The 25,522-nt window shown below is 72.0% G+C and carries 22 protein-coding genes; 9 read left to right on the top strand and 13 right to left on the bottom strand.

All coding sequences use genetic code 11. The features are described from left to right. Positions 1–156 precede the first annotated feature (156 nt). Together uvrA and rsgA are read right to left on the bottom strand one after the other, a co-directional pair. A complete protein-coding gene (gene uvrA / locus OH804_RS03175) occupies positions 157–3,102 on the bottom strand; it encodes an excinuclease ABC subunit UvrA (RefSeq protein ID WP_196924430.1) in 2,946 nt (981 codons plus the stop codon). Positions 3,103–3,341: 239 nt separating this feature from the next. Beyond that, positions 3,342–4,412, bottom strand: coding sequence for a ribosome small subunit-dependent GTPase A (gene rsgA / locus OH804_RS03170; protein WP_196924431.1), 1,071 nt, complete (start codon positions 4,410–4,412; stop codon positions 3,342–3,344). 178 nt (positions 4,413–4,590) lie between these two features. Here rsgA and OH804_RS03165 point away from each other — a divergent pair, with 178 nt between their 5' ends. Next, positions 4,591–5,307, top strand: coding sequence for a maleylpyruvate isomerase family mycothiol-dependent enzyme (locus OH804_RS03165; RefSeq protein WP_406062619.1), 717 nt, complete (start codon positions 4,591–4,593; stop codon positions 5,305–5,307). Positions 5,308–5,314: 7 nt separating this feature from the next. Then, positions 5,315–5,968, top strand: coding sequence for an MBL fold metallo-hydrolase (locus OH804_RS03160; protein ID WP_196924433.1), 654 nt, complete (start codon positions 5,315–5,317; stop codon positions 5,966–5,968). 193 nt (positions 5,969–6,161) lie between these two features. Here OH804_RS03160 and OH804_RS03155 read toward each other — a convergent pair whose 3' ends face one another. Further along, positions 6,162–6,770, bottom strand: a complete 609-nt coding sequence (locus OH804_RS03155; protein WP_406062617.1) for a DedA family protein — start codon at positions 6,768–6,770, stop codon at positions 6,162–6,164. Between the two features lie 101 nt (positions 6,771–6,871). Then, positions 6,872–7,555 (bottom strand): methyltransferase, encoded by a 684-nt coding sequence (locus tag OH804_RS03150; protein WP_372433019.1) that lies wholly within the window; start codon positions 7,553–7,555, stop codon positions 6,872–6,874. A gap of 193 nt (positions 7,556–7,748) precedes the next feature. Here OH804_RS03150 and OH804_RS03145 point away from each other — a divergent pair, with 193 nt between their 5' ends. Next, complete coding sequence (locus tag OH804_RS03145; protein ID WP_007462771.1) at positions 7,749–7,952, top strand: cold-shock protein; 204 nt, start codon at positions 7,749–7,751, stop codon at positions 7,950–7,952. Between the two features lie 49 nt (positions 7,953–8,001). On the opposite strand, the gene OH804_RS03140 is transcribed toward OH804_RS03145, so the two are convergent. The 5 genes from OH804_RS03140 to OH804_RS03120 form a co-directional block, all read right to left on the bottom strand. After that, positions 8,002–9,282, bottom strand: coding sequence for an MFS transporter (locus OH804_RS03140; protein WP_406062615.1), 1,281 nt, complete (start codon positions 9,280–9,282; stop codon positions 8,002–8,004). After that, a complete protein-coding gene (locus tag OH804_RS03135) occupies positions 9,279–9,854 on the bottom strand; it encodes an ArsR/SmtB family transcription factor (protein ID WP_406062613.1) in 576 nt (191 codons plus the stop codon). The genes OH804_RS03140 and OH804_RS03135 overlap by 4 nt, the downstream gene beginning before the upstream one ends. 108 nt (positions 9,855–9,962) lie before the next feature. Beyond that, positions 9,963–10,838 carry a hypothetical protein gene (locus OH804_RS03130; protein ID WP_406062611.1) on the bottom strand — a complete coding sequence of 292 codons (876 nt, stop codon included), beginning with the start codon at positions 10,836–10,838 and terminating at the stop codon, positions 9,963–9,965. Positions 10,839–10,996: 158 nt separating this feature from the next. After that, positions 10,997–12,676 carry a CocE/NonD family hydrolase gene (locus OH804_RS03125; RefSeq protein WP_196924438.1) on the bottom strand — a complete coding sequence of 560 codons (1,680 nt, stop codon included), beginning with the start codon at positions 12,674–12,676 and terminating at the stop codon, positions 10,997–10,999. A gap of 3 nt (positions 12,677–12,679) precedes the next feature. Beyond that, positions 12,680–13,195 (bottom strand): MarR family winged helix-turn-helix transcriptional regulator, encoded by a 516-nt coding sequence (locus tag OH804_RS03120; RefSeq protein ID WP_184187997.1) that lies wholly within the window; start codon positions 13,193–13,195, stop codon positions 12,680–12,682. 123 nt (positions 13,196–13,318) lie between these two features. Between OH804_RS03120 and OH804_RS03115 the strand changes: the two genes are divergently transcribed. Next, positions 13,319–15,445, top strand: coding sequence for an MMPL family transporter (locus tag OH804_RS03115; protein ID WP_406062609.1), 2,127 nt, complete (start codon positions 13,319–13,321; stop codon positions 15,443–15,445). A 45-nt stretch (positions 15,446–15,490) separates the two neighbouring features. On the opposite strand, the gene OH804_RS03110 is transcribed toward OH804_RS03115, so the two are convergent. Further along, entirely contained in the window at positions 15,491–16,366 is an 876-nt protein-coding gene (locus tag OH804_RS03110; RefSeq protein WP_406062607.1) for a lytic transglycosylase domain-containing protein, read from the bottom strand. A gap of 34 nt (positions 16,367–16,400) precedes the next feature. Further along, positions 16,401–17,819, bottom strand: coding sequence for a DedA family protein (locus OH804_RS03105; protein ID WP_406062605.1), 1,419 nt, complete (start codon positions 17,817–17,819; stop codon positions 16,401–16,403). Between the two features lie 133 nt (positions 17,820–17,952). Between OH804_RS03105 and typA the strand changes: the two genes are divergently transcribed. From typA to OH804_RS03090, 3 genes are all read left to right on the top strand, one after another. Next, a complete protein-coding gene (typA, locus tag OH804_RS03100) occupies positions 17,953–19,821 on the top strand; it encodes a translational GTPase TypA (RefSeq protein ID WP_196924442.1) in 1,869 nt (622 codons plus the stop codon). 115 nt (positions 19,822–19,936) lie between these two features. Beyond that, a complete protein-coding gene (locus tag OH804_RS03095; protein ID WP_196924443.1) occupies positions 19,937–20,788 on the top strand; it encodes a serine hydrolase in 852 nt (283 codons plus the stop codon). A gap of 75 nt (positions 20,789–20,863) precedes the next feature. Further along, positions 20,864–21,565, top strand: coding sequence for a lysoplasmalogenase (locus OH804_RS03090; protein WP_196924444.1), 702 nt, complete (start codon positions 20,864–20,866; stop codon positions 21,563–21,565). On the opposite strand, the gene OH804_RS03085 is transcribed toward OH804_RS03090, so the two are convergent. Then, positions 21,534–22,331, bottom strand: a complete 798-nt coding sequence (locus tag OH804_RS03085) for a tyrosine-protein phosphatase (protein ID WP_196924445.1) — start codon at positions 22,329–22,331, stop codon at positions 21,534–21,536. The two genes, OH804_RS03090 and OH804_RS03085, sit on opposite strands and share 32 nt — an antisense overlap. 44 nt (positions 22,332–22,375) lie before the next feature. On the opposite strand from OH804_RS03085, the gene OH804_RS03080 reads away from it, so the two are divergent. Together OH804_RS03080 and OH804_RS03075 are read left to right on the top strand one after the other, a co-directional pair. Beyond that, positions 22,376–23,473 (top strand): mandelate racemase/muconate lactonizing enzyme family protein, encoded by a 1,098-nt coding sequence (locus OH804_RS03080; protein WP_196924446.1) that lies wholly within the window; start codon positions 22,376–22,378, stop codon positions 23,471–23,473. 58 nt (positions 23,474–23,531) lie between these two features. Beyond that, a complete protein-coding gene (locus tag OH804_RS03075) occupies positions 23,532–24,455 on the top strand; it encodes an NlpC/P60 family protein (RefSeq protein WP_406062602.1) in 924 nt (307 codons plus the stop codon). 62 nt (positions 24,456–24,517) lie between these two features. On the opposite strand, the gene OH804_RS03070 is transcribed toward OH804_RS03075, so the two are convergent. Then, the gene (locus OH804_RS03070) at positions 24,518–25,516 is read right to left on the bottom strand and encodes a TerC family protein (RefSeq protein WP_406062601.1); all 999 of its coding nucleotides are present in this window, start codon (positions 25,514–25,516) and stop codon (positions 24,518–24,520) included. Between the last annotated feature and the right edge of the window lie 6 nt (positions 25,517–25,522).

The raw sequence follows: 25,522 nt of genomic DNA, 5'->3' as shown, positions 1-25,522 counted from the left end.
TCTCTCTAGCCCGCTGCCGGTCGATAGCCGGCCACACTTCTCCACACGGGCAACTGTGCCGGATGGTTCATCGCGGCATTCGTCCGACCCGGCAAATGGGGCGGGGCGGGTCGTCGACCGACCCGCCCCGCCCCGCCACGCGAACACGCACAGAGGTCAGCGCGCCCCGGCCGGCACCTTACGGCTGGCCCGCGCCTTGGTCGCGCCGTTGGCCTTGGCGGCCCGGGTGGTGGCGGCAGCTGCACCCTTGGCCTTGCCGTCGAGCTTGAGCACCTGGCGCAGGAACTCGCCGGTGTGACTCTCGGCCACCTCGGCGACCTCCTCGGGGGTGCCGGTGGCGAGCACGGTGCCGCCGCGGTGGCCACCCTCGGGACCCATGTCGATCAGCCAGTCCGCGGTCTTGATCACGTCGAGGTTGTGCTCGATGGTGATCACCGTGTTGCCCTTGTCGACAAGCCCTTCCAGCACCATCAGCAGCTTGCGGATGTCTTCGAAGTGCAGACCGGTGGTCGGCTCGTCGAGCACGTAGACCGTCCGCCCGGTGGAGCGCTTCTGCAGCTCGGAGGCGAGCTTGACCCGCTGCGCCTCACCACCGGAGAGGGTCGGCGCGGGCTGACCGAGGCGGACGTAGCCCAGGCCGACGTCGACGAGCGTCTTGAGGTGCCGGTGGATGGCCGGGATGGCGGAGAAGAACTCGGCGGCCTCCTCGATCGGCATCTCCAGCACGTCCGAGACGGTCTTGCCCTTGTAGTGCACCTCCAGGGTCTCCCGGTTGTACCGGGCGCCCTTGCAGACCTCGCAGGGGACGTACACGTCGGGGAGGAAGTTCATCTCGATCTTGATGGTGCCGTCACCCGAGCACGCCTCGCAGCGGCCGCCCTTGACGTTGAAGGAGAACCGTCCCGGGCCGTAGCCGCGTACCTTCGCCTCGGTCGTCTCGGCGAACAGCTTGCGGACGTGGTCCCAGACTCCGGTGTAGGTGGCCGGGTTGGAGCGCGGCGTCCGGCCGATCGGCGACTGGTCCACGCCGACGACCTTGTCCACGTGCTCCAGACCGGAGACCCGGGTGTGCCGGCCGGGCACCAGCCGGGCGCCGTTGATCTGGTTGGCCAGCACCGCGTACAGGATGTCGTTGACCAGCGTCGACTTGCCCGAGCCGCTGACCCCGGTGACAGCGATCAGCTGGCCCAGCGGGAACGAGACGGTCAGGTTGCGCAGGTTGTGCTCCCGCGCGCCGTGCACCACCAGCTCGCGGGCCGGATCCTGCGGACGGCGGCCCGTCGGCGTCGGGATCGACCGGCGACCCGACAGGTACGCCCCGGTGATCGACTCCTTGTTCTTCAGCAGCGCCGGCACCGAACCGCTGTGCACGATCTTGCCGCCGTGCTCACCCGCGCCCGGCCCGATGTCGACGATCCAGTCGGCGGTGCGGATGGTGTCCTCGTCGTGCTCGACCACGATCAGCGTGTTGCCCAGCCCGCGCAGCCGGATCAGGGTCTCGATCAGCCGGTGGTTGTCGCGCTGGTGCAGCCCGATCGACGGCTCGTCGAGCACGTAGAGCACGCCCACCAGGCCGGAACCGATCTGGGTGGCCAGCCGGATGCGCTGCGCCTCACCGCCGGAGAGCGTGCCGGCCGGGCGGTCCAGGGAGAGGTAGTCCAGGCCGACGTCGAGCAGGAACCGCAGCCGGGCGTTGATCTCCTTGAGGACCCGCTCGGCGATCATCTTCTGCCGGTCGGTCAGCTCGATGCCGGCGAGCAGATCGGCGCACTCCCCCACGGACAGGTTGCAGACCTCGGCGATGCTCTTGCCGGCCAACGTGACAGCGAGCACTTCGGGCTTGAGCCGGGCACCGCCGCACGCCGCGCACGGCACGTCGCGCATGTAGCCCTCGTACTTGTCGCGGGACCACTCGGACTCGGTGTCGGAGTGCCGGCGCTCGATCCACTGCACCACGCCCTCGAAGCCGGTGTAGTAGGAGCGCTCGCGGCCGTACTTGTTGCGGTAGCGCACGTGCACCTGGTCGTCGGAGCCGTGCAGGATCGTCTTCTGCGCCCGCGCCGGCAACGCCCGCCACGGCGTGTCGATGTCGAAGTGCTGGGCCTCGCCGAGCGCCTCCAGCAGGCGCAGGAAGTATTCCAGGTTGTGCCCGGTGGACCAGGGCTGGATGGCGCCCTCACGCAGGCTGCGCTCCGGGTCGGGGACCAGCAGCTCCGGGTCGACCTCCTTCTTCGTGCCCAGGCCGGTGCACTCCGGGCAGGCGCCGTAGGGCGCGTTGAAGGAGAAGACCCGCGGCTCGAGATCCTCGATGGCGAGCGGGTGGTCGTTGGGGCAGGCCAGGTGCTCGGAGTAGCGGCGCTCGCGGTCCGGGTCGTCCTCGGGGAGGTCGACGAAGTCGAGCAGGACGAGGCCACTGGAGAGGCCCAGCGCGGCCTCGACCGAGTCGGTGAGCCGCTGCTTGGCGCTCGGCTTGACGGTGAGCCGGTCGATCACCACCTCGATGGTGTGCTTCTCCTGCTTCTTGAGCTTCGGCGGCTCGGTCAGCGGGTGCACCACGCCGTCGACCCGGGCCCGGGCGTAGCCCTTGGCCTGCAGCTCGGCGAAGAGGTCGACATATTCGCCCTTGCGGCCGCGGATCACCGGGGCGAGCACCATGAACTTGGTGCCCTCGGCCATGGCGAGGACCCGGTCGACGATCTGCTGCGGGCTCTGCCGGGAGATGCGCTCGCCGCAGACCGGGCAGTGCGGCTCACCGATGCGGGCGTAGAGCAGGCGCAGGTAGTCGTAGACCTCGGTGATGGTGCCGACAGTCGAACGCGGGTTACGCGAGGTGGACTTCTGGTCGATCGAGACGGCCGGGCTCAGGCCCTCGATGAAGTCGACGTCCGGCTTGTCCATCTGGCCGAGGAACTGCCGGGCGTACGAGGAGAGCGACTCGACGTAGCGGCGCTGCCCCTCGGCGAAGATCGTGTCGAAGGCCAGGCTCGACTTGCCCGACCCGGACAGCCCGGTGAACACGATGAGTGCGTCCCGGGGCAGGTCGAGACTGACGTCACGCAGGTTGTGCTCGCGCGCGCCACGGATGATCAGTCGGTCGGCCACGGTGCGTGTACTCCCGGGAGAAGAAAAAGCGAAGGATGTGTCCCGCTCTGGGCGGTCTTGAGCGGTCGTGCGGGCGCGGAAAACACGCCTCGGCAACTCTAGCCCCGAGGTACGACAGTTTCCCTCGCCCGCACATTCCCCCAGCTCAGCCCGGTCGGCCGCGCCATCCGGAAGCCCGGGCCACCCGAAAACACGCGCCACCCGGAAGCCCGGGCGCCCGCGCGTCGGCGGGCGCCCGGTCAGAAGCCGCCGGGCGTCGGCGGGCGCGCGGCCCGGCGTCGGGCCGAACGCCACCCGCCGCGCCGCTCGGCCGCCACCCGGGCCTCCCGCCGTCGGCTCTCGTGGGCCACCTCACCCTGCAGCCGTCGCCAGCTCTCCCACCGGCGGGTGGAGAGTTCGCCGGTGTGCAGCGCCTCCCTGACGGCGCAGGCGGGCTCGCCGTCGTGGCCGCAGTCGGCGTACCGGCAGCCCTCGGCCAGCCCGGCGATGTCGGCGAATGCCCGGTCGAGCCCGACCGCGCCGTCCAGCAGGCCGACCGCCCGCACGCCGGGTGTGTCGATCACCGCCCCGCCGCCGGGGATCGGTACGAGCGCCCGCCAGGTGGTGGTGTGCCGACCCTTGCCGTCGACGCGCCGAATCGCCTGGGTGGGCATCATCACCGCCCCGACGAGGGCGTTGACCAGGCTCGACTTGCCCGCCCCGGACGGGCCGAGCAGGCCGAGCGTGCGACCGGGCGCCACCTCGGCGCGCAGTGGGTCCAGCCCGAGGCCGAGTTCGGCGCTGACCGGCAGCACCGGCACTCCGGGGGCGACCGCGGCCAGCTGGCGGGCCAGCGCGGCCGGGTCGGCCGCGAGGTCCGCCTTGGTCAGTACGACCAGGGGCCGGGCGCCGGACTCGTGGGCCAGGGAGAGCAGCCGCTCGATCCGGCCCACGTCCGGTTCGGGGTGCACCGGCTCCACCACGGCGGCGGCGTCGAGGTTGGCGGCCAGCACCTGGCCGCTGGCGTCCTTGCCCGCGGTACGCCGGATCAGCGCGCCACGCCGCGGCAGCACCACCTCCACTGTGACGCGGCGGTCCGGCCAGTGGGTGAGCAGTACCCAGTCCCCGGCGCAGGGCAGCGCGGACGGGTCCCGCGCCGCGGCGGCCAGCACCGCCCCACCCAGGCTGGCCCGGACCGGGCCGGCCGCGCTGAGCACTGTGCAGACCCCCCGGTCCACCCGGGCCACCCGCCCCGGCTGGTGCTCGCCGCGGCGTGCGGCGTACGCCGTCCGCTCGGCGTCCCAGCCGAGGGCGGTCAGATCGATCGTCATGGCATCCTCATCGGTGTCGAAGCTGGTGATGGCGGAACACGCGTGCCACGTCCGGCATGATCACCACCTCCGTCCGATGTCCCGGTGCCGCGTCTGCCGCTGACGGTAGGTCGCGCGCCGACGCGCCGAAAGCGATTTCCCCGGCGACGGCGCGACGGCGGACCGCTAGGGTCGACGGGTGACCACGGATCCGCTGCTGCTGATGGGCGAGGTGGACGCGGCCACCAGCCGACTACTCCGTACCGCTGCGTCTTTCGACGCCGCGGACCTTGCCGCCGCGTCGCTGTTGCCCGGCTGGACGCGCGGCCACGTGCTGGCGCATCTGGCGCGCAACGCCGACGGCTTCGTCAACCTGCTCACCTCGGCCCGCACCGGGGAGGCGCTGCCGATGTACGCCTCGCTGGAGGCCCGCACGGCAGACATCGAAGCCGGTTCGAGCCGGCCAGCGGCCGAGCATCTGGACGACCTGCGCCGCACCGCGGACCTGTTCGCCGAGGCGGTCGCGGCGATGCCGGCCGACGCCTGGGCGGCGACGGTGCAGGCGCGTAAAGGCCCCTGGCCGGCCGCGTTGCTCGTCTGGGGTCGGCTGCGGGAGATCGAGGTTCACCACCTCGATCTGGCCGCCGACTACCGGGCCGCGCACTGGTCGGAGACGTTCGCCCACCGACTGCTGCGCGAGGCGGCCAGCCACCACGCCATGGGGCCGACACCGCCGTCGATGGTGCTGCGCCTCGACGACACCGAGCACGAGGTGGTGATCGGGGAACGCGTCGGCGCCCCGATCGTCGCCGGTCCCGCCCCCGATCTCGCCGCCTGGCTGATCGGCCGTGCCGACGGCGCCCCGCTCTCCGTCATCCCCGACGGCCCCCTGCCTACTCCACCGGAATGGATCTAGAAACGTCATGACATACAGCGGAGACGTCACGCACGGCGGCGCACCGGCGGTTCGGGAGCTGGACGGGCTGACCATCAGCAAGCTCTCGGTGGGCCCGATGGACAACAACGCCTACCTGCTGCGGTGCACGGGCACCGGTGATCAGGTGTTGATCGACGCCGCCAACGAGGCCCCCCGGTTGCTCGAACTGATCGGTGACGGTGGGCTCACCGCCGTGGTGACGACCCACCAGCACATGGATCACTGGGTGGCGCTGGAGGAGGTCGTCGCCAAGACCGGTGCGCGGGCGCTGGTGCACGCCGACGACGCGGTGGGGCTGCCGATCGAGGCGGAGCGGCTGGCCGACGGCGACACAGTGGCGGTCGGCGACTGCGCGTTGGAGGTCATCCACATCAAGGGGCACACCCCGGGTTCGATCGCGCTGCTCTACCGGGACCCGGCCGGCACCCCACATCTTTTCACTGGGGACAGCCTTTTCCCAGGTGGCGTTGGCAACACGGACAAGGACCCGGAGCGCTTCGCGGCGTTGATCGGTGACGTCGAGCAGAAGCTGTTCGACCAGCTACCGGATGACACCTGGTTCTACCCGGGCCACGGCAAGGACAGCACCCTGGGTGCCGAACGCCCCGCCCTCCCCCAGTGGAAAGCAAGAGGCTGGTAACCCACCGCCAACCAGAAGACCCAACGTCGACCGAGAACCACCAAGATCAATAACCACCGGCGTAGGCGGAACCCCCGCACGAACCGGCACCACGACGGGGGCGGGGGCCCGCCGTGCCCGGCGCAGGGATCAAGCCTGACCGCCCGGAGCCGGGCACGGCGGGCCCCCGCCCCACCACCGCAACCACCAACGATCACGAGACAACAGCGAAGAGCCGCCGCCGCGCCCCCAGCAACGCGACGGAGGCCAGCACCAGCCCGACCCCCATCGTGACCACCAGCGGGCTGGGGTCGCCCGGCAGCAGCGCGGCCACCGACCGCGACGCGGTGCCCAGAGCGAGGTAGAGACCGGCCCAGGCGGCCGCGCCGATCGTCGCGCAGCCGAGAAATCGGCGGTACGACATCCGCAGCCCGCCGGCGGCCAGTGGCAGTAGCGCGTTGAAGACCGGCAGGAACGGCGCGACGACCATCATCCGGCCGCCGCCGCGGCGCAGGATGCCTTCCGCCGCTGTCCAGCGGGTCTCGCCGATCCAGCCGCCGATGCGGCTGTGGCGCAGCCGGTCGGAGTAACGACGGCCGATCAGGAAGCTCAGCGACCAGCCGGCCAGGCAGCCGATCAGCACCGCGGCGAAGGTGGCAAGCCCGGTGCTCGGGCGGCCGACGCCGACCGCGGCGAGGATCGCGATGTCGCCGGGGATGAGGACACCCAGCAGGGGTACGGCGTCGAAGAGCATGACGAGCCCGAGCGCACCCATCAGCAGCAGAACCGGTAGTTCTCCGATCTGGGCCAGCCATTGCGTCATGCGTCGACGCTATGGCCAACGTGCCACTTCGGACATCGGGTCGTAGCCCCCAGTGACCCCTGGTATCCGCCTCGGGGTCGCCCCTGAGTCGGGGTACCGCCTCAGACGGGGCGCAGCACCTGCACGTGGCGTAGCGACGAGTCGACCGACGGTTCGGTCGTGGGCACCGGGTAGTCGGCCAGCACGCTCAGGCGGTCCGTCGGTAGGTGTCCGCGGCCGGGGTCGCCGACCAGCACGTCGGCGCCTGCGGCGGCGGCCCGCTGCAGGAAGGGCAGCACCCGGTCGGCCATCGCGCGGTCGTAGAAGACGTCTCCGGCGACCACGAGGTCGACCTTCGCCTCGGTGCTGTCGAGCAGGTCGTCCCCGGTGGCGTCGACGGCCACGTGGTTGGCCCGGGCGTTGAGGGTGACGGCGGCGACGGCGTACGGGTCGATGTCGTTCGCGGTGACCTCTGCGGCGCCGGCCAGCGCGGCGGCGATGGCCACCAGCCCGGATCCGGAGGCGAGGTCGAGCACCCGGCGACCGGCGGCCAGCTCCGGATGGTCCAGGAGGTGGCGGGCCAGGGCCTGCCCGCCGGCCCAGGCGGACGCCCAGTACGGCGCCGGCAGCGCGTGCCCGGCGACGGCTTCCATCCGGGCCCACCAGACGATCGCGTCCTCGGCCAGGTGCAGCCGCACCTCGGGGACGAACGGGGTGGGCATCAACCGGAGCCGGTCCAGACCGGCGCCGGGCGAGTTGATCTCGCGTTCCAGCTCGGTCAGCGCGTCGGCTGCGGCATCCCTCATCGGCGCAAGCATGCCCCAGCGGCGGTTGGTCGGGGCGGGTTTCGCGTGCCGCCGCGCAGAGTTCACCCGAGTTCAGTCAAAGACCTACGGCACTTCGGCCAGCGGATCGGGGTTTTGCCCGTTACTGTCGAACAGGTACGGGCGATCATCGGCCAGAGGCCGAGGGTCAGCCGCTTTGAACAGGGAGAGATGCATGGCAACCGGCACGGTTAAGTGGTTCAACTCGGAAAAGGGCTTCGGCTTCATCGAGCAGGACGGTGGAGGGCCGGACGTGTTCGTCCACTACTCCGCCATCGCTTCGAGCGGCTACCGGGAGCTCAACGAGGGCCAGAAGGTCGAGTTCGAGGTGACCCAGGGGCAGAAGGGTCCGCAGGCGGACAACGTCCGCCCGATGTAGCTCCGTGCCGGTGGCGGCGGTCGGTTCTCCGGCCGCCGTCGCAGCGCACTCAAGACGCCACCGGGGCGGCGGGCAGGTCCCGCCGCCTCCGGATTGGCCCAACGAACAGAATCAACGGGGTGAGCGCCAGCCAGGCGGTCATCACGACGATTGCCGTCCCGACGCCGTAGCGCGCGCCGATCACACCGGCCAGCACGGCTGCCAGCGGGATCGTGCCGTAGTTGAGCAGATGCATGCTCACCGTCACCCGGCCCAGCAGGTGGTGCGGCGTGTACGTCTGCCGGAAGGCGCCCTTCACCACGTTGCCGATGGCCACCCCCAGGCCGATCAGCAGGCCGCCGAGGGCCGGCCAGGCCAGCCCGATGCCGGGCGCGGCGAGGGGGATGAGCAGCGCGGGCGGGCCGGTGAGCGCCGCCGCGATCAGCAGGGCGCGCGCGGTGCCGCAGCGCCGGGCCACAGTGGTGGCGACCAGCGCTCCGATGATACCGCCGGCACTCATCACGCCGACGAGCGCTCCCACCAGGCCCGGCTCGAGACGCAGGTCACGCACCAGGAACACCACCAGGACGGCCTGGTAGCCGGTCAGCCCGATGTTGCTGGCCGCGCCGAAGACCGTGAGCACCCGCAGGTACGGATCCCGGATGACGAAGCGCAGCCCTTCGGTGATGTCCCGGCGCAGCGATCGGGACCGCTCCGCGCGGCGTGCGCGTGGTTCGCGGGTGCGGATGCGCAGCAGGAACACCGCGGAGAGCAGGAACGTGAGCGCGTCCAGCAGCAGTGCGGCGACGGCACCGGTGAGCTGGGCGATCAGGCCGGCGAGGCCGGGGCCAACGACGTAGCTGACGGTCTGGGTCGCCTGGAGCTTGGCGTTGCCCTCCGGCAGTTGACCCGGTCGCAGCAGCACCGGCAGGTAGACCTGGTCGGCGGTTTCGAAGAAGACCCGTGCGGCGCCGGCGCTGAGGGCGACCACCAGCAGCTGCGCGACGGTGAGCCGGCCCAGCAGGGCAGCCAGCGGCACGCTGAGGAAGGCCGCCGCGCAGAGCAGGTCGCAGACCACCATCACCGGTCGTCGGGGCAGTCGGTCGACCCACGCGCCGGCCGGCAGGCCGATCAGCAACCAGGGAAGCCAGGCCGCGGCGGTGAGCACCGCCACCTGGAAGGTGCCGGCGTCGAGGACGGCGACCGCGACCAGGGGCAACGCGACAGTGGTGACGTTGCTGCCGACGCTGCTGACCGCCTGGCCGGCCCAGAGCAGTCGGAAGTCGCGGTGGCGCAGCAGCCCTCCGGTCGGCCGGACGTCGGTGGGATCGCCGCGGGTGACTGTGGTCACGGTCGAGCCGGCACGCCGTGGACGAACACGAAGACGGGCCTGCGCTCGGCGTCGTCGTCGGGCAGGTCCCGGTCGGCCCAGCGCGCGAGAAGGTCGATCATCTCGCGGCTCAGCTCGGCCAGTTCCTCGGGTGTGAGGCGCAGCCAGTGGTCGGTGGAGAACGCGGCGTCGTGCCAGGATGCCTGCTCGACCTCGTCGGCGGCGTGCCAGGCCCGGGCCAGGGCGACGTGCCGGTCCAGGTTGAGCGAGGTGGCGGCGTCGGCGACCGCCCGGGAGGCCGGGTCGGCGTCGAAGTCGGCGTTGGACCAGCGCAGCCCTCGGGTGACCAGGCGCCACCACCGCTCGCGCCGGTCCCGGGCCAGCTCGGGCGCCTCGGTGACGAGGTCCGCGGCGGCGAGGACCTTGAGGTGGTGGCTGACGTTCGCGGGGGCCTGGTCGGTGCGCTCGGCGAGCATCCCGACGGTGGAGGGCCCGTGGACCTTGAACACGTCCATCAGCCGTCGGCGCAGGGGGTGGGACATGGCGGCCAGCACCCGGGAGTCGGTGATCTGGCGTACGTCGGAGCTGTCCATGCCGAGGAGCATGGCATCCGCAACAGCTCTTGTGCAATATCTGTTGCTCAACAGCTGTTGCGGACATGCGCCGAAAGGGCGGCCCGGGCGGCCCCGGGCCGCCCTCGCTCAGGCGGCCAGCCGGCGGGCCAGCTCGTCGGCGACCTGCTTGGCCATGGTGGGCGGGATGGCCGCGGCGATCTTCTCCGGCGTCAGCGAGGCCAGCACGCCCTGGGCGATCGCCGGTTCGTCGGTGAAGTCCTGGTTGGACAGCGCCGTCAGCGCCGTCTGCACCGCGGTCAGCTGAGCGGCGAGCGTCCTGAGCGTCGGGTGGGCCGGTTTGTAGTTCTTCACGGTGGCGTCCTCACCCATCGCCATCCGGGTGTAGATCTGCCCGACCGGGTTGCGGCCGTCCAGCACTGTGAGGTTCTTGTGGACGGTGGCCAGCCAGTTGTGCTCTTCGGGGGTCATGTCGTCGTCCTCCAGGAGTCCGATGGAGCTGAGGTAGCGGCGGAACAGGGGCCGCTGGTCGCGGCCCGCCTTGATGGCGTCGCGGAAGAAGCTGAAGTGGGTGTGCCAGCGGTGGGAGCTGTCGCCGCTGGTGCGCTTGCCGAGGCGATCCCACCGCTTCACAGTGGTGCCGTCGGGGCTGTAGATGATCTCGCGGATGTCCCGGGTGTCGGCAGCGTTCGCGGCGCACTGCGCCACGCACCAGACCGAGAAGCTGGGCAGGGTGTTCGTACGACCACCGGAGCGGACATTGAACTGGCCGACATCCAGCGCCGCCGCGTCGAGGGTCAGCCCGGCCCGGTCGCGGGGCGACTCGACCACCGAGTAGTCGTTGGTGACCACCCGATCCGATCCGCAGTGGTAGCCGCCCCGGTGGGCCGAGTCGCCGACGATGCCGACCTCGCCCGGGTCCAGGTCGTCCGGCCCGGGGGCGTTGTCGAGGTGAGTGAGGAGGAGGCTTCGGACGGCCAGAAGATTAGCCGGGGCCCGGGTCATGGGGTCCCCCTTTCCGAGAGGTGGGGACCGGGCACGACATCACACCGCGTACGCGGTGCTGGGCTTCGGACGAGCCCGGCCTACTGGTGCACGGCGCCGGGCGTTGACTCAACCATAGCCCGCGTTTTCGGCAAACGCCCAGCTCAGGATGGGTCTGTTCAGATTGGAGGTTGCGGTGGGGCAGAGTGGACGATCGGTAGCAGCAGCGCCGAGGGATGTGCCGGGTCGTGCAGAACCTGCCGCTGGCCGGCACGCAGCGTCACCGCCGCGCCGAGGGGTTCCCCGGTGCCGGGGTTGCGGGCCCACCGTGGATGGGCGCCACCGGAGACCTGCACCCGCAGCCGGTGCCCGGAGGCGAACCGGTACGCGGTCGGCCAGAGCGGCACCGGAATCCGCAGCGCCCCGGAGGGGTCGGCGGGGAACCGTTCGGGGGTGACCCGCACCAGACCGTCGCACACGTTCCACGAGCGACCCCGGCGGTCCACGTCGCACAGACGAACGAAGACGTCCAGGTACGGCAGGTCGCTGCGGACGTGGATCTCGGCGCGGACCGGGCCGACCACCTCGACCGGCCCGGTCAGCGGGGCGCTGGTGTAGGTCAGCACGTCGCGCCGGGCCTCGACGCTCCGGTTGTCCACCGGGCCGGCCCGCTGGGCGACGAGCAGTGGCCCGCCCAGCGACGGAGTGGGGTCGGCGGGGTCGTAGCGAAACTCGTCCGGCGTCGACGCGACCGGAGGGCGCGCCGCCAGCCCACCACCGGGTTGCAGGTGCCAGGCGGTCTCGACCGCCGGTGGCGGCCAGTCCGGCAGGTCCCGCCAGCCACCGCCGGCCCCGCCGACGTACAGCCGGACGGGTGGCACGGTTGACCGTGCCCGCCCGTTCGGTCGGGGCGCGGCCGGGAGGTGCTCGTCGAGCCAGGCCAACCCCTCGCGCAGCGCGGCCACGAACAGGCCGGGGCTGCCGTGCGTCCACGGGCCGATCACCAGGCGCGACGGTGTGCCGGCGGCGCGCAGCACGGCGTGGTCGTCGAGCTGGGCGGGCAGGAAGATGTCGTGCCAACCGGTGACCATGACCACCGGCGCCCGCACCTGGGCGACCCGGTCGGCGAAGACCCGGGTCCGCCAGTACGCGGCCTGCGGGGTGTGGTGGCGCAGCCACTCCTGGAAGAACGGGATGGTCACCCCGGTGGCCACCCGGTCGGCGTCGGCCAGCGGGAGGTGCTCCAGCGCGGCGGCCAGGCGGGGCTGCCCACGCTTGAGTTCCCACTGCCGGGCCAGCCACGGCACGGTCTGCGCGTGCAGCAGCTCGGCCCAGGTCAGCACGGTGTCCAGGGCGAAGGACTCCCCCGCGTACGTCGAGTCGCGGGTGGCCGAGGCGGTCACCACGGCGACCATGGCGCGCAGTTCCTCGCCGGCGTCGGCGGCCAGTGCCCACTGCGCGAAGCCCTGGTAGCTGACCCCGAACATGCCGAGCTGCCCGGACCACCAGGGTTGGCGACGCAGCCAGTCCAGGGTGTCCACCCCGTCGTCGCGCTCGTGCACCAGCGGGGCGAACGTCCCACCGGAGCCACCGGTGCCGCGGCAGGACTGGATCACCGCGTGTCGACCACGGGCGGCGAGCAGCCGACCGAGCAGCCGCAGGGGCCCACCGCGCCCGTAGGGGGTGCGGATCAGCACTGTCGGCGCGGGGCCGACGGCCGGGGCGTAGTGATCGGTACGCAGCACCACACCGTCGCGGGCCCGCACCGGGAGGTCACGGGTGACCCGCACCGGGCCGGGGCGGGTCGGTGGCAGGCGCAGCGCGGCGCTGGCGAGGCGGGTGACGAGCCGGTCCGGCACCGGTCAGCCCGTCGGTCGGCGGGGTGACTCCGGCCGGGCGGCGCGCACCGCGTCGCGGTGCCCCCGCAGCGACTCGCTCATCTCGGCCATGAACCGGTGCACGACCTCCAGCTCGTCCTCGCCGAAGCGGGCCATCACCGTGTCGGTACGGGCGCCCAGCGGTTGGAAGAACTCCATGGCCAGGGCGGCGCCCTGGTCGGCGTAGTGCAGCAGCACCTTGCGCCGGTCGACGGTGTCCCGGTCGCGGCGGATGTGCCCGGCCCGTTCCAGCCGGTCGATCAGGGCCGTGACCGAGCCGGAGGAGAGGTTGAGCTGCTCACCGAGGCGGCCGGGGGTGATGGGGTCACCGAGCAGCTCGGCGTCCATCACCGCGATCAACGCCTGGAGGTCGGTCGGGTTGAGGCCGTGCAGGTTGGCGAAGGCGTGGCCGACCTGTTGGGCGTCCACCGCGTACCGCCGAAGGTTGTTGGTGATCTCCGCGACCAGCTGCTCGCGGCGCGTGTCGCGCCGTCGGTACATGCCGTGAGTCGCCACCTCGCGCCGCTCTTCCCGTCGTCGGTCCCCCGGGTTGCAGCATAGAACAGCTCTGGATAATCTCGGCTATCAAGATACTCGACTTTCGAAAGACTTTGGGGTCATCTGATGTCTGTGTTCACCAGAGTCGCTCGTGGCCGGCTGGCCGCCTGGCTCACAGTGGCCGCCGCGATCGTCGTGGGCGCGGCCGTCTTCGCAACGCCCCAGCCGGACAACCCGGCACCGGTCTCCGCCACCGGACTGTCCGTGCAGTGGCAGTCGACCCAGGTGCAGCGTCTCCAGGACCAACTGCCCTCCAGCGACGTGCAGCCGGCCATCGTGGTGGTCAGTCGGGGCGACGGCGGTGCGCTGAGCGAGGCCGACCGGGCCACCGTCGGCGCTCGCGCCGACGACCTGCGCCGCTTCGCGGCGGGTGGGCAGGTCAGCCCCGCCCAGTTCTCCCCGGACGGCGCGGTGGCCCTCGTCGCCGTGCCACTGGACACCGCCGGTGGGCAGGAGGCCGTCACCGACACGGTGACCCAGCTGCGCACCGCCCTCGCGGACCTGCCCGGCGGGCTGACCGCCGAGGTGACCGGCTCCCCGGCCTTCACCGCCGACCTCTCCTCGGTGTTCGACGGCGCCGACATCACCCTGCTCACGGTGACCGCCGCCGTTGTCGCGCTGCTCCTGCTGATCACCTACCGCAGCCCGTTCCTGTGGATCGTGCCGCTGGTCGTGGTCGCCGCGACCGAACAGCTCACCCTGCGCGCTGTGGACGTCATCGTGCCGGCCGTCGGCATCAACCTTCAGCAGGGCCAGGTCACCGGCATCGCCAGCGTGCTGGTCTTCGGCGCCGCCACCGACTACGCGCTGCTGCTCATCGCCCGCTACCGGGAGGAGCTGCGCCGCGAGGAGGACCGGTTCGCGGCGATGCGCGCCGCGCTGCGCCGCACCGCGGAACCCATCCTGGCCAGCGGTAGCACGGTCGTGCTCGGCGTTCTCACCCTGCTGCTCAGTGAGCAGGAGACCAACCGGGCACTGGCGGTGGCCTGCGCCACCGGTGTGGTCTTCGCCATGCTCTCGGCCCTGTTCGTGCTCCCCGCCGTGCTGGTGCTCTTCGGTCGCGGCCTGTTCTGGCCGTTCGTACCCCGCATCGGCGGGCCGGTCCGCGAGGGCCGCCTCTGGGGTCGACTCGGCGCCACAGTGCAACGCCGCCCGGTGGTGGTCGCCACGCTGGCCACAGTGCTGCTCGGCGGCCTGGCACTGGGTGGGCTGGGCATCCGCACCGGCCTGTCCGAGACCGAACAGTTCCGGGCCGAGCCCGAGGCGGTGACCGGGGCGCAGACCCTGGCGCGGGCCTTCCCCGCCGGCAGCACCCAACCCGTCGCCGTGATCACCACCCCGGCGGCGGTGCGGGCGGTCACCGACGCCGCCACCGCGGTTCCCGGTGTCGCCTCGGCGCGCCCCGGCGACGCCGGCGCGGCCGTCGCCCAGGTCGACGTGGTCCTCGACGCCGAACCCGGCACCACCGCCTCGGACCGGGCGATCGAGGCGCTGCGCGCAGCTGTCGCCGCCGTGCCTGACTCCGCGCCGCCGGCCGCCGCCGGCGCCGACGCCCCGTCCGGGGCGATCGTCGGTGGCTCCGTGGCCGCCACCTACGACTCCGACGAGGCCAACGACCGTGACCTACGCCTCATCCTGCCGATCATCCTGCTGCTGGTCGGCGGTGTGCTCGTGCTCCTGCTGCGCGGCCTGCTCGCACCGCTGCTGCTGGTGCTCACCGTGATCGCGTCGTTCTTCGCCAGCCTCGGCGCGGCCTGGCTGCTCTTCGACCACGTGCTGGGCTTCCCCGCCCTGGACAGCGGGGTGCTGCTGCTCGCCTTCGTGTTCCTGGTGGCGCTCGGGGTGGACTACAACATCTTCCTGGTCACCCGGGCCCGGGAGGACGCCCGCAGCGCCGGAACCCGCGACGGCATGCTCTCCGCCCTGCGGGTCACCGGCGGCGTGATCACCAGTGCCGGAGTGCTGCTCGCCGCGGTCTTCGCCGTACTCGGCGTGCTGCCGCTGATCACCCTGACCCAGATCGGCATCATCGTCTGCATCGGTGTCCTGCTCGACACCCTGCTGGTCCGCACGGTCCTGGTGCCGGCGCTGGCGTTCCTGCTCGGTGACCGCTTCTGGTGGCCCGGCCGCATCACCCGCGACCCGGTGCCGGACACCCCGCGCTCGCCCGAGCCGGTGGCCGCGCACGACTGACCGACACGTCGGGGCCGTGGCCAATCCGGCACGGCCCCGACGAGGTCAGTACGCCAGGCAGACGCACTCGCTCATCAGCGCCCGCACGTTGCGCACGTACGACGGGTTGGGGATGGCCAGTGGCTTCCCCTCCTGCGCCACCGCGCCGTGCCCGAAGTTGTACGCGGCGATGACCGCGTTGAGCAGGCAGGAATCCAGTTCGCTGGTGCACAGTGCCGGGTCGAGACGGAAGTCGGACTCGAAGTACATGTCGCCGATGTACTTCGTCGCCCAGGCCAGGTAGGTGGCCCCGAGGTAGGCGTTGTCCCGGTAGGCGTCGATCTTGTAGCTCTTCTCGAACCGCTGGTTCATCCAGGTCGCGGTGTCCGGCATCACCTGCAACAGCCCTACCCCACCGTCGCAGGCGTAGATGTTGGACTGCCAACCGCTCTCCTGCCAGGCGGTGGCCTTGAGAAGTGTGAGCGGGATCGTGATGTCCGGCGCCGAGACCGGCCAGTAGGTGCGGTTGGCCGCGTCGGTCAGCGCCGCCTTCACCTCGGCCCGGGTCGCCTGGCTGCCCTTGTACGTCGGCTTGCAGGAGCTCGGCGCCGGCTTCGGTGGCGCCGGAGGAACCTCGGTCTCGGTGGGCGGCTTCGCCACCGCACGCGGCTTCGGCGCCACAGTGGTCGGCTTCTTCGTCGGCTTCGGGGTCGGGGTCGCGCTACGACTCGGCGCGGAACCCATCGCCTCCACGGCGCTCACCGACGGGCTCGGCTCCCCACCGGCCTCGTCGGACGGGGCATCCGTCGCCCCGTCGGCGACGGCGACCGGCGCGGCCAGACCCGATGGGCTCTCCCCCTTGCCGGCGCAGCCGACCAGCGCGCTCGCCAGCAGGAGCCCGGCGAGCACCGCGGCGGCCAGCCGATCGGTCCGTCGGACCATGCCGTTGCCTCCCCCGTGTGACTGTCGCCGCACCCTAACAAGGTTCCACCGGGCGGCGGTGCCCCTCCGACGGCCGCCGGGCCTGGTCCACCGGGGGCTGACCACTGCCCACCGCCCGGTCCCGGGTCGCCCACGCGACCATGAACACCACCGTCCAGAGCACACCGAGCAGCACAGCCGCGGCGGTCCCGCTCGCCGTGTCCAACCCCAGGTAGAGCCGCGCGCCGCCGACACCGAGCACCCCCGCAGCGGCGGCGGTCCAGGCGGCCACGGCCACCGGCCAGTGGGCGCTGCGCGACACCAGCCAGGCCAGGGTGCAGAAGCTCGCCGCGACCACGGCGTTCTGGGTCGAGAGCGGGGCCGCCTCACCGCCGCCCGGGGCGGTCCCGTTCGGGCCGGTCAGCTCGGCCACCACTGCCAGCACCACCAACGGCACGAACGCGCCCACCGTGCCGACCACGCTGAGCAGGTCCGCCCGCCAGGGCCGGTTGCGCCACGCCAGCACCGCCGCCACCAGCGCCACCAACAGGATCAGCACCGACCCGCGTACCACCGACACCACGACCAGCACGGCGTCGGCGGCGTCCGGCGTCCGCCGGGCAGCGAACCACCCCGCGATGGCGCCGTCCAACGCGGCCAGCCCACTGTTGCGCACCGCCACCGCGAGCAGACCGGCGATGGCGAGCCCGGCGGCGAACAGCAACAGCAGCCCGGCGGCCAGATTGAGCAGCAGCGTCCACGCCGGGCCGATCCGCATGGCCACCAGGAAGAACAGCACCCCGTAGCGGGCGGTGAGCCACCGCACCGGGGGCAACGCGCCCGCCCGGGACAGCAGCGCGCGCACCGGGTCGGGGTTACGACCCAGCCACCGGCCGACGAGCACCACACCGACCAGGCCGGCCAGCAACAGGAACGCCACCCCGGTGGCCCGGCCGAGCAGACGGGAGACAGTGTCGTACGACTCACCGGCCAGGTGACCGAGCAGCACCGAGCCGCCCACCCAGGTCACCACCCCGGCCAGGTTCCACAGGGCGAACCGCCGGTACGGCATGCCGGCCGCTCCGGCCAGCCGGGGCACCAGGGTGCGGGCGAAAGCCACCCACCGGGCGGCGAACACCCCGCGCCCACCCAGGCGGGCGAGCATGGCGTCGGCGCGGGCCCACCGCTGCGGCCCGACCCGGTGACCCAGCCCGGCGCGCAGCCGGGAGCCGTACCGCCGTCCGGCGCGAAAGGCCAGCCCATCGCCGAGGACCGCCGCGACGATCATCGCGAGCAACGCCGGCCCGAGCCGCAAGGTACCGTTGTAGGTGAGGAAGCCGACCAGCAGCAGGGTAGCCTCACCCGGCACGAGCAGGCCGAAGATCACCGCGGTCTCGCCCGCCACGATCAGCGCGGCGACCAGGTAGATCCACAGGGTGGGCAGACCCTGCACCCAGGTCAGCAGGTCGTGCACTCAGGCCCCCGGGACACGGGAGCCAGCATGCCAGCCGGGGGAACCACCGGCACAGCGGTTTCACCATAGATCAGGGGCACCTGGGGGTGACCCCGACGCAGCCTGCGCGAGCGCAGGCGGAAGGATAGAGGGTATGCAGCTTCGCACCGACCTCCGCAACGTCGCCATCATCGCTCACGTCGACCACGGCAAGACCACCCTGGTCGACGCCATGTTGCGGCAGGCCGGCGCGTACGGCGCACGCGGCGAGAACACCGAGCGGGTGATGGACTCCGGGGACCTGGAGCGGGAAAAGGGCATCACGATCCTGGCCAAGAACACCGGCGTGCACTACCTGCCGGCGGACGGCTCCGACCCGGTCACCATCAACATCATCGACACCCCCGGCCACGCCGACTTCGGCGGCGAGGTCGAGCGCGGCCTGACCATGGTCGACGGTGTGGTGCTGCTCGTCGACGCCAGCGAGGGCCCCCTGCCGCAGACCCGCTTCGTGCTGCGCAAGGCGCTGCGGGCCCGGATGCCGATCATCCTGGTGATCAACAAGGTGGACCGTCCGGACGCCCGGATCAAGGAGGTCGTGGACGACACCTACGAGCTCTTCCTCGACCTGGACGCCGACGAGGAGCAGATCGACTTCCCGATCGTCTACGCCTGCGCCCGCGACGGCATCGCCTCGCTGACCCAGCCCGCCGACGGCTCGGTGCCCGACGACAGCACCTCCCTGGAGCCGCTGTTCCGCACCCTGCTGGACACCATCCCGGCGCCCGCGTACGAGGACGGCGCGCCGTTGCAGGCGCACGTCACCAACCTCGACGCCTCGCCGTTCCTCGGTCGGCTCGCGCTGTGCCGGGTCCGCCAGGGCACCATCAGCAAGGGTCAGACGGTGGCCTGGTGCCGCACCGACGGCAGCACCCAGCGGGTCCGCATCTCCGAGATGCTGATGACCGAGGGCCTGGAGCGCAAGCCGGCCGAGACCGCCGGCCCGGGTGACATCATCGCCGTCGCCGGCATCCCGGAGATCATGATCGGTGAGACCCTGGCCGACGTGGAGAACCCGGTCGCGCTGCCGCTGATCACCGTCGACGAGCCGGCCATCTCGATGACCATCGGCACCAACACCTCGCCGCTGGTCGGCCGGGTCAAGGGCTCCAAGGTCACCGCGCGGATGGTCAAGGACCGGCTCGACAAGGAGCTGATCGGTAACGTGTCGCTGCGGGTCCTGCCCACCGAGCGGCCGGACGCCTGGGAGGTGCAGGGCCGCGGCGAGCTGGCGCTGGCCATCCTGGTCGAGCAGATGCGCCGGGAGAGCTACGAGCTGACCGTCGGCAAGCCGCAGGTGGTCACCAAGGAGATCGACGGCAAGACCTGCGAGCCGGTCGAGCGGCTGACCATCGACGCCCCGGAGGAGTACCTGGGCGCGATCACCCAGCTCCTCGCCACCCGCAAGGGCCGCATGGAGCAGCTGGTCAACCACGGCACCGGCTGGATCCGGATGGAGTGGCTGGTGCCGGCGCGCGGCCTGATCGGCTTCCGCACCGAGTTCCTCACCGACACCCGGGGCACCGGCATCCTGCACCACGTCTTCGAGTCGTACGAGCCGTGGTTCGGCGAGCTGCGTACCCGCAACAACGGTTCGCTGGTCGCCGACCGGGCCGGCGCGGTCACCGCCTTCGCGATGATCAACCTCCAGGAGCGCGGCCAGCTCTTCGTCGACCCCACCACCGAGGTGTACGAGGGCATGATCGTCGGGGAGAACTCCCGCTCCGACGACATGGACGTCAACATCACCAAGGAGAAGAAGCTCACCAACATGCGGGCGTCGACCTCCGACGAGACGGAGAAGCTGATCCCGCCGCGCAAGCTCTCGCTGGAGCAGGCCCTGGAGTTCTGCCGCGAGGACGAGTGCGTCGAGGTCACCCCGACCGCGGTGCGCATCCGCAAGGTGGTGCTCGACCAGCAGCTGCGGGGCCGGGCCGCCGCCCGCCGCAAGCACGCCGGCTGACCCACCAGCACCCGAACACCGGGCGCGTCGGCCGCTTGCGGCCGGCGCGCCCGTTCGCTTTCCCCCCCGACGGGTACCCGGGCCCGTCCACAGGTGATCCGCTACGGTCACCGTCATGACCTGGGATGATCTCGACGCCCACCTGGACCGGGTGCCCGGCACCGTCTCCGCGTACGTGGGGCGGCTCGACGCGCCGCCGACCTGGACCCGGCACGCGGACGCCGCCCACTACGCCGCGAGCACCATGAAGGTGGCGGTGCTCGCCGCGCTGCACCGCGCCGCCGAGGCCGGCACCCTGGACCTGGACGCCCCTGTTCCGGTCGTCAACGACTTCGACTCCGCCCAGTCCGGCGTGCCCCGCTTCACGTGCGCGCAGCCCTATGACAACGACGACGCGGTCTGGGACCGCATCGGCGGCACCGCGACGCTGCGCTGGCTGGCCGACCGGATGATCGTGCGCTCCAGCAACCTCGCCACCAACCTCGTCCTCAGCCACGTCGGGCTGCCCGCGGTCGCCGAGGTCTGGGCGCTCGCCGGCGCCCGCACCAGCGTCACCGGCCGCGGCATCGAGGACTTCGCCGCCCGCGAGGCCGGCATCACCAACACGGTCACCGCCGCCGACCTCGCCGCCCTGCTCGGCGCCCTGGCCACCGGGGCCGACACCCCCGGCCCACTCGCCTCACCGGCGGCCTGCACCACCATGCTGGACGTCCTGCTCGCCCAGGAACACCGCGAGGACCTCGCCGCCGGCCTGCCCGAGGGCACCCGCATCGCGCACAAGAACGGGTGGGTACGCGGCGTCCGTCACGGTGCCGGCGTGGTGCTGCCCGACGACGCCCCGCCGTACCTGATCGCCGTCTGCACCACCACCGACCTGGCCGGGGGCGACGACCAGGTGGAGGACGACGCCTGCCTGCTGCTCGCGCACATCTCGGCGCAGGTCTGGGCCGCCCGCCACCAACTCTGACCCGACAGCCTCGGCGGCGAGGCCAACGCCGCCGACTGCGGCTACGCTGCTCGCACCCCCACCCCGGAGCCGCCGATGCCCCGCAGTCGCACCGTGCTGATCGCCTTCCTCGTCGTGACGGCCGCGAACCTGCTGGCCAACGCCACCGGCGTCGGCCTGGCCTTCCTGCTCACCAAGCCGCTGCTGATGCCGCTGCTGGCGGCGTACCTCTGGCGGGTCAGCGCCGAACGCGCGGCCCGACCGGACCGGCTGCTGCTCGCCGCGCTGGCCTTCGCCACCGGCGGCGACGTCGCCCTGATGATCGACGGCACCTACTGGTTCCTCGCCGGCATGGCCTGCTTCCTCGGCACGCACCTCTGCTACCTCGCGGCCTTCACCCGACACGGCGCCGCGACCGCGCTGCGCCGCACGCCGCTGGTCGCCGTCCCCCTGGGGTACGCGGTGCTGACCGTCGTCGCCCTGACCTGGATGTGGGCGGGGCTGACCGACGTCGGGCTGGCCGTACCGGTGGCCGGCTACGCGATCGCACTGGCCGCCATGGCCACCACCGCCACCACCCAGGGCTGGCGGATCGGTCTCGGCGCCGCGCTCTTCCTCGGCTCCGACCTGCTGATCGCCGCCGGGGTGGCCGAGGTCGCCCAGCCACCCGGCGCGCCGGTGCTGGTCATGGCGACCTACGCCGCCGGTCAGGCGCTGATCGTCACCGGTTGGGCCACCCGCGTCGACACACCACCGGGCGCGCCGGTCACTCCAGCAGTTGCACCCGCAGCGCGCTGAGGTCCGAGTCGGTGAGCCCCAACCCGTCGCGCAGGTACGCGTCGAACGAGCCGTGCACCCGACGCACCTCGGCGTAGCCGGCGTCGAGGTACTCGGCGCGAACCTCCAGCACCGGCAGCACCGCGTCGACGTCCAGCTCGGGATTCCGCCGTCGCATCGCCTCGACGATCACCGCCCGCAGGCTCTCGGTCAGCTCGTTGTTGCGCAGGTAGTCGGCGCGGATCGCCGCCTCGTCCACCCCGAGCGCCGTCAACAGGATGACGGTGAGCCAACCGGTGCGGTCCTTGCCAGCCGAGCAGTGGTAGACCAGCGGCAGGTTCTCCGGCTGGGCCGCCAGCCGCACCGCCTCGGCGAAACCGACCCGCGCCGACTCACCGGTCACGAACCAGCGGTAGATCGCCGCCATCGCCCCCGCCGTGCCCTGCCGGGCCAGCTCCGCGTACGCGTCCAGGTCGTGACCGAGCAGCACCGCCGAGACGTACGTGAAGACCGGGTGCTCCGGGTCGTGCACCGGCAGGCGCACCACCCGTGGCTCACCGGCGAACCGGTCCTCCGGGGCGACCGCGATCTCGGTGCCGTCGCGCAGGTCGACCACGCACGCCGGCCCCAGCTTCGCCAGCACCGGTAGGTCGTCGTCGGTCAGCCGGCCCAGCGCCGGCGTGCGGATCAACTGGCCGACGCGGACCCGCCGCCCGTCCGCGCCGACGAGCCCACCCAGGTCACGTGCGTTCGGTGCACCCACCAGTTCCCAGCTCTGCCCGGTCATCCGGTCTCCCCTCCCGCGGTGGACCTCCGTATAGGGTGCCTGACATGACGATCTCGGCGGTACGCACCCACCGGGTTTCCGCCCCCTTACACACCCCGTTCGTCACCGCACTGCGCCGTACCACCACAGTGGACACCATTGTCGTCGAACTCGTCGACAGCGACGGCCGGTCCGGCTTCGGCGAGGCCCCCCAGGTCTGGCAGGTCACCGGCGCGTCGGTCGCTGGCGCACAGGCGTGTGTCAGCGAGTTGCTCGGCCCGCAGCTGATCGGCCGTGACCCGGACGACCTGGTGACCCGTTGCGGCGAGGTGCAGCGCGCGGTGGTCGGCAACGAGGCAGCGAAGGCGGCGGTGGACGTCGCCCTGCACGACCTCGCCGCGCGGCGGCTGGGCGTACCCCTGGTGCGGTTGCTCGGGGGCACCACGCTGCGGGTCCCGACGGACGTGACGCTGGCGGCGGGCGACGCGGTGGACCTGGCGGCCGCGGCGCGGCAGCGGCAGGCCGACGGCTTCGGCGTGCTCAAGTTGAAGGTCGGCACCGACGCGGCGAGTGACCTGGACCGGGTGCGGGCGGTACGGGCGGCCGTCGGCCCGGGCATCCGGATCCGGCTGGACGCCAATCAGGGCTGGACGCCCCGGGAGGCGGTGCGGGTGATCCGCGGCATCGAGGACGCCGGGCTGGACGTGGAGCTGGTCGAGCAGCCGGTGGCCCGCTGGGACCTGGACGGGCTGGCCTGGGTCAGCGACCGGGTGTCAGTGCCGATTCTCGCCGACGAGGCGGTCTTCGGGGTTCGTGACCTGGTGGAGGTGATCCGTCGCCGGGCCGCCGACCTGGTCAACGTGAAGCTGGCCAAGTGCGGTGGACTGCATCCGGCCCGCACCCTCCTCGACCTGGCCACCGCCCACGGGCTCGGCACTGTGGTCGGCTCGATGATGGAGAGCCAGGTCGGCATCGGGGCGGCGGCGAGTCTGGTCGCCGCGTACGGCACGACGGCGGTCGCCGACCTGGACGCCGCCTGGTGGCTGGCCTGGTCACCGGTGCAGGGCGGCATACGCTACGACGGGGCGACAGTGGTGTTGCCGGATGCCCCTGGCCTGGGCATCTCCGGCCTCGCTGAAGCAAAAGTGCAGGCTCGTGGTTGATGACTGTCGGTTTCTTTCATAGGGTTCCCTGGACAGCCGACACGATCTGGGGGTTGACGTGGAGCTGCAACCGGGCCGTGAGGCCGTCGTCCGGGTCGCCGTGGCGACGCTGTGGACCTCCCCCGAGGCGGTCCGCCCGGTCGACTGCCCAGCGCTGACCGCCGGTGTCGACATCCCGACCTGGGTCTCCGGACTGGACACCGACCAGCAGGTCGGTGACTGCGTGCTGAGCCAACTCCTGCTCGGCGAACGGGTCCTCGTCAGCGAGCTCCGCCCGGACGGCTGGGCCCGGGTCGTCGCCGTCGAACAACCAGCCGCCAAGCTTGACCCGCGCGGCTACCCGGGCTGGCTGCCCGCCGGGCAGCTGGCCGTCCCCGACCCGGCCCACACCGGCATCGACCACCCGCTGGTGGTCGATGCCACTGTCACCGGGCTGCACGCCGCCCCGAACGGGCCGGTGGAGTTGCCCGGCGTCGTCGTCGGCACCCGCCTCGTCCCGGCCGGCCCCGCGCAGGACGGCTGGCGGCCGGTGCACGTCCCCGGCCGGGCCACGCCGCTCTGGCTGCCGGACGGGCACCTGGTCCCAGCGGCGGCAGCGACGCCGCCCGCCGAGCAGGCGCTCGCTGTGGCACAGCGACTGCTGGACGTGGTCTACATCTGGGGCGGGCTCTCCGCGCACGGCATCGACTGCTCGGGGCTGGTGCATCTGGCCTGGCGGCGGTTCGGGGTACTGCTGCCCCGCGACGCCGACGACCAGGCCGTCGCCACGACCCCACTGCCGTTGGGCGCGGAACGCCCCGGCGACCTCTATTTCTTCGCCCGACCCGGCCGCAAGATCCACCACATCGGCATCGTCACCGCCACGCCGGGCGACGGCGGTCAGCGCCGGATGCTGCACGCCTGCTACCGGCGGCGGCGGGTCATCGAAGAGGAACTGCCGGCCGACCGGACCGCCACGCTGGTCGGCGCGCACCGGGTCTAGGGCGCGTTTCGGAAGCCGCCCTTCACCGGCCGGGCGCGTGTCCGCACCCGGCCGGTGACCGGTCAGCGTCGGGCGTCGGCCAACTCGCGACGCCGGTCCCGGGAGGACTTGATCAGGCTGGCGGCGGTGGCGATGCCCAGGGTGCCGATGATGACCAGCAGTGACAACCAGATCGGGATGTGCGGCGCCCAGCCGACGTGCTCGCCACCGTTGATGAACGGCAGCTGGTTGTCGGCCAGCGCCTCCAGCACCAGCTTGACCCCGATGAAGCCGAGCACGACGGCCAGGCCGTAGCTCAGGTAGATCAGCCGGTCGAGCAGGCCACCGAGCAGGAAGTAGAGCTGCCGGAGGCCCATCAGCGCGAAGACGTTCGCGGTGAAGACCAGGTACGGCTCCTGGGTGATGCCGAAGATCGCCGGGATCGAGTCCAGCGCGAAGATCAGGTCAGTGGTGCCGATCGCGATCATCACGATCAGCATCGGGGTGAACAGCCGCCGCCCGGCCACGTGGGTGGTGAGCTTCGCGCCGTCGTAGTCCTTCGAGATCGGCAGCGCCTTGCGGCTCCACCGGATCAGCACGTTCTCGGAGAACTCGTCCTCGTCCGGCTCACCCTGCCGGGCCAGGTTCACCGCGGTGTAGATCAGGAACGCGCCGAAGATGTAGAAGACCCAGGAGAACTGCGTGATCAACGCCGCACCGGCGGCGATGAACCCGCCACGCATCACCAGCGCCAGCACGATGCCGACGAGCAGCACCTTCTGCTGGTACTGCCGAGGCACCCCGAAGCGGGCCATGATGATCACGAAGACGAAGAGGTTGTCCACCGAGAGGCTGTACTCGGTGAGCCAGCCGGTGTAGAACTGGCCGGCCGCGCTGGCCCCGGAGGTCAGCCAGACACCCGCGCCGAAGAGCAGGGCGAGACCGACGTAGAAGGCGACCCAGAGGCTCGACTCCCGCACACTCGGCTCGTGCGGGCGCCGACCAATGATCAACAGGTCGACGAGCAGGACCGCAGTCAGTGCGACAAGCGTCCCCGCCCACACCAATCCGGACACGTCCAACGTTCA

The organism is Micromonospora sp. NBC_00860 (genome assembly GCF_045207375.1).
In the GTDB taxonomy this organism is placed as follows: domain Bacteria; phylum Actinomycetota; class Actinomycetes; order Mycobacteriales; family Micromonosporaceae; genus Micromonospora; species Micromonospora vinacea.
Note: the sequence above shows the minus strand (reverse complement) of the source record. Positions and strands in the feature narration are given on the sequence as shown.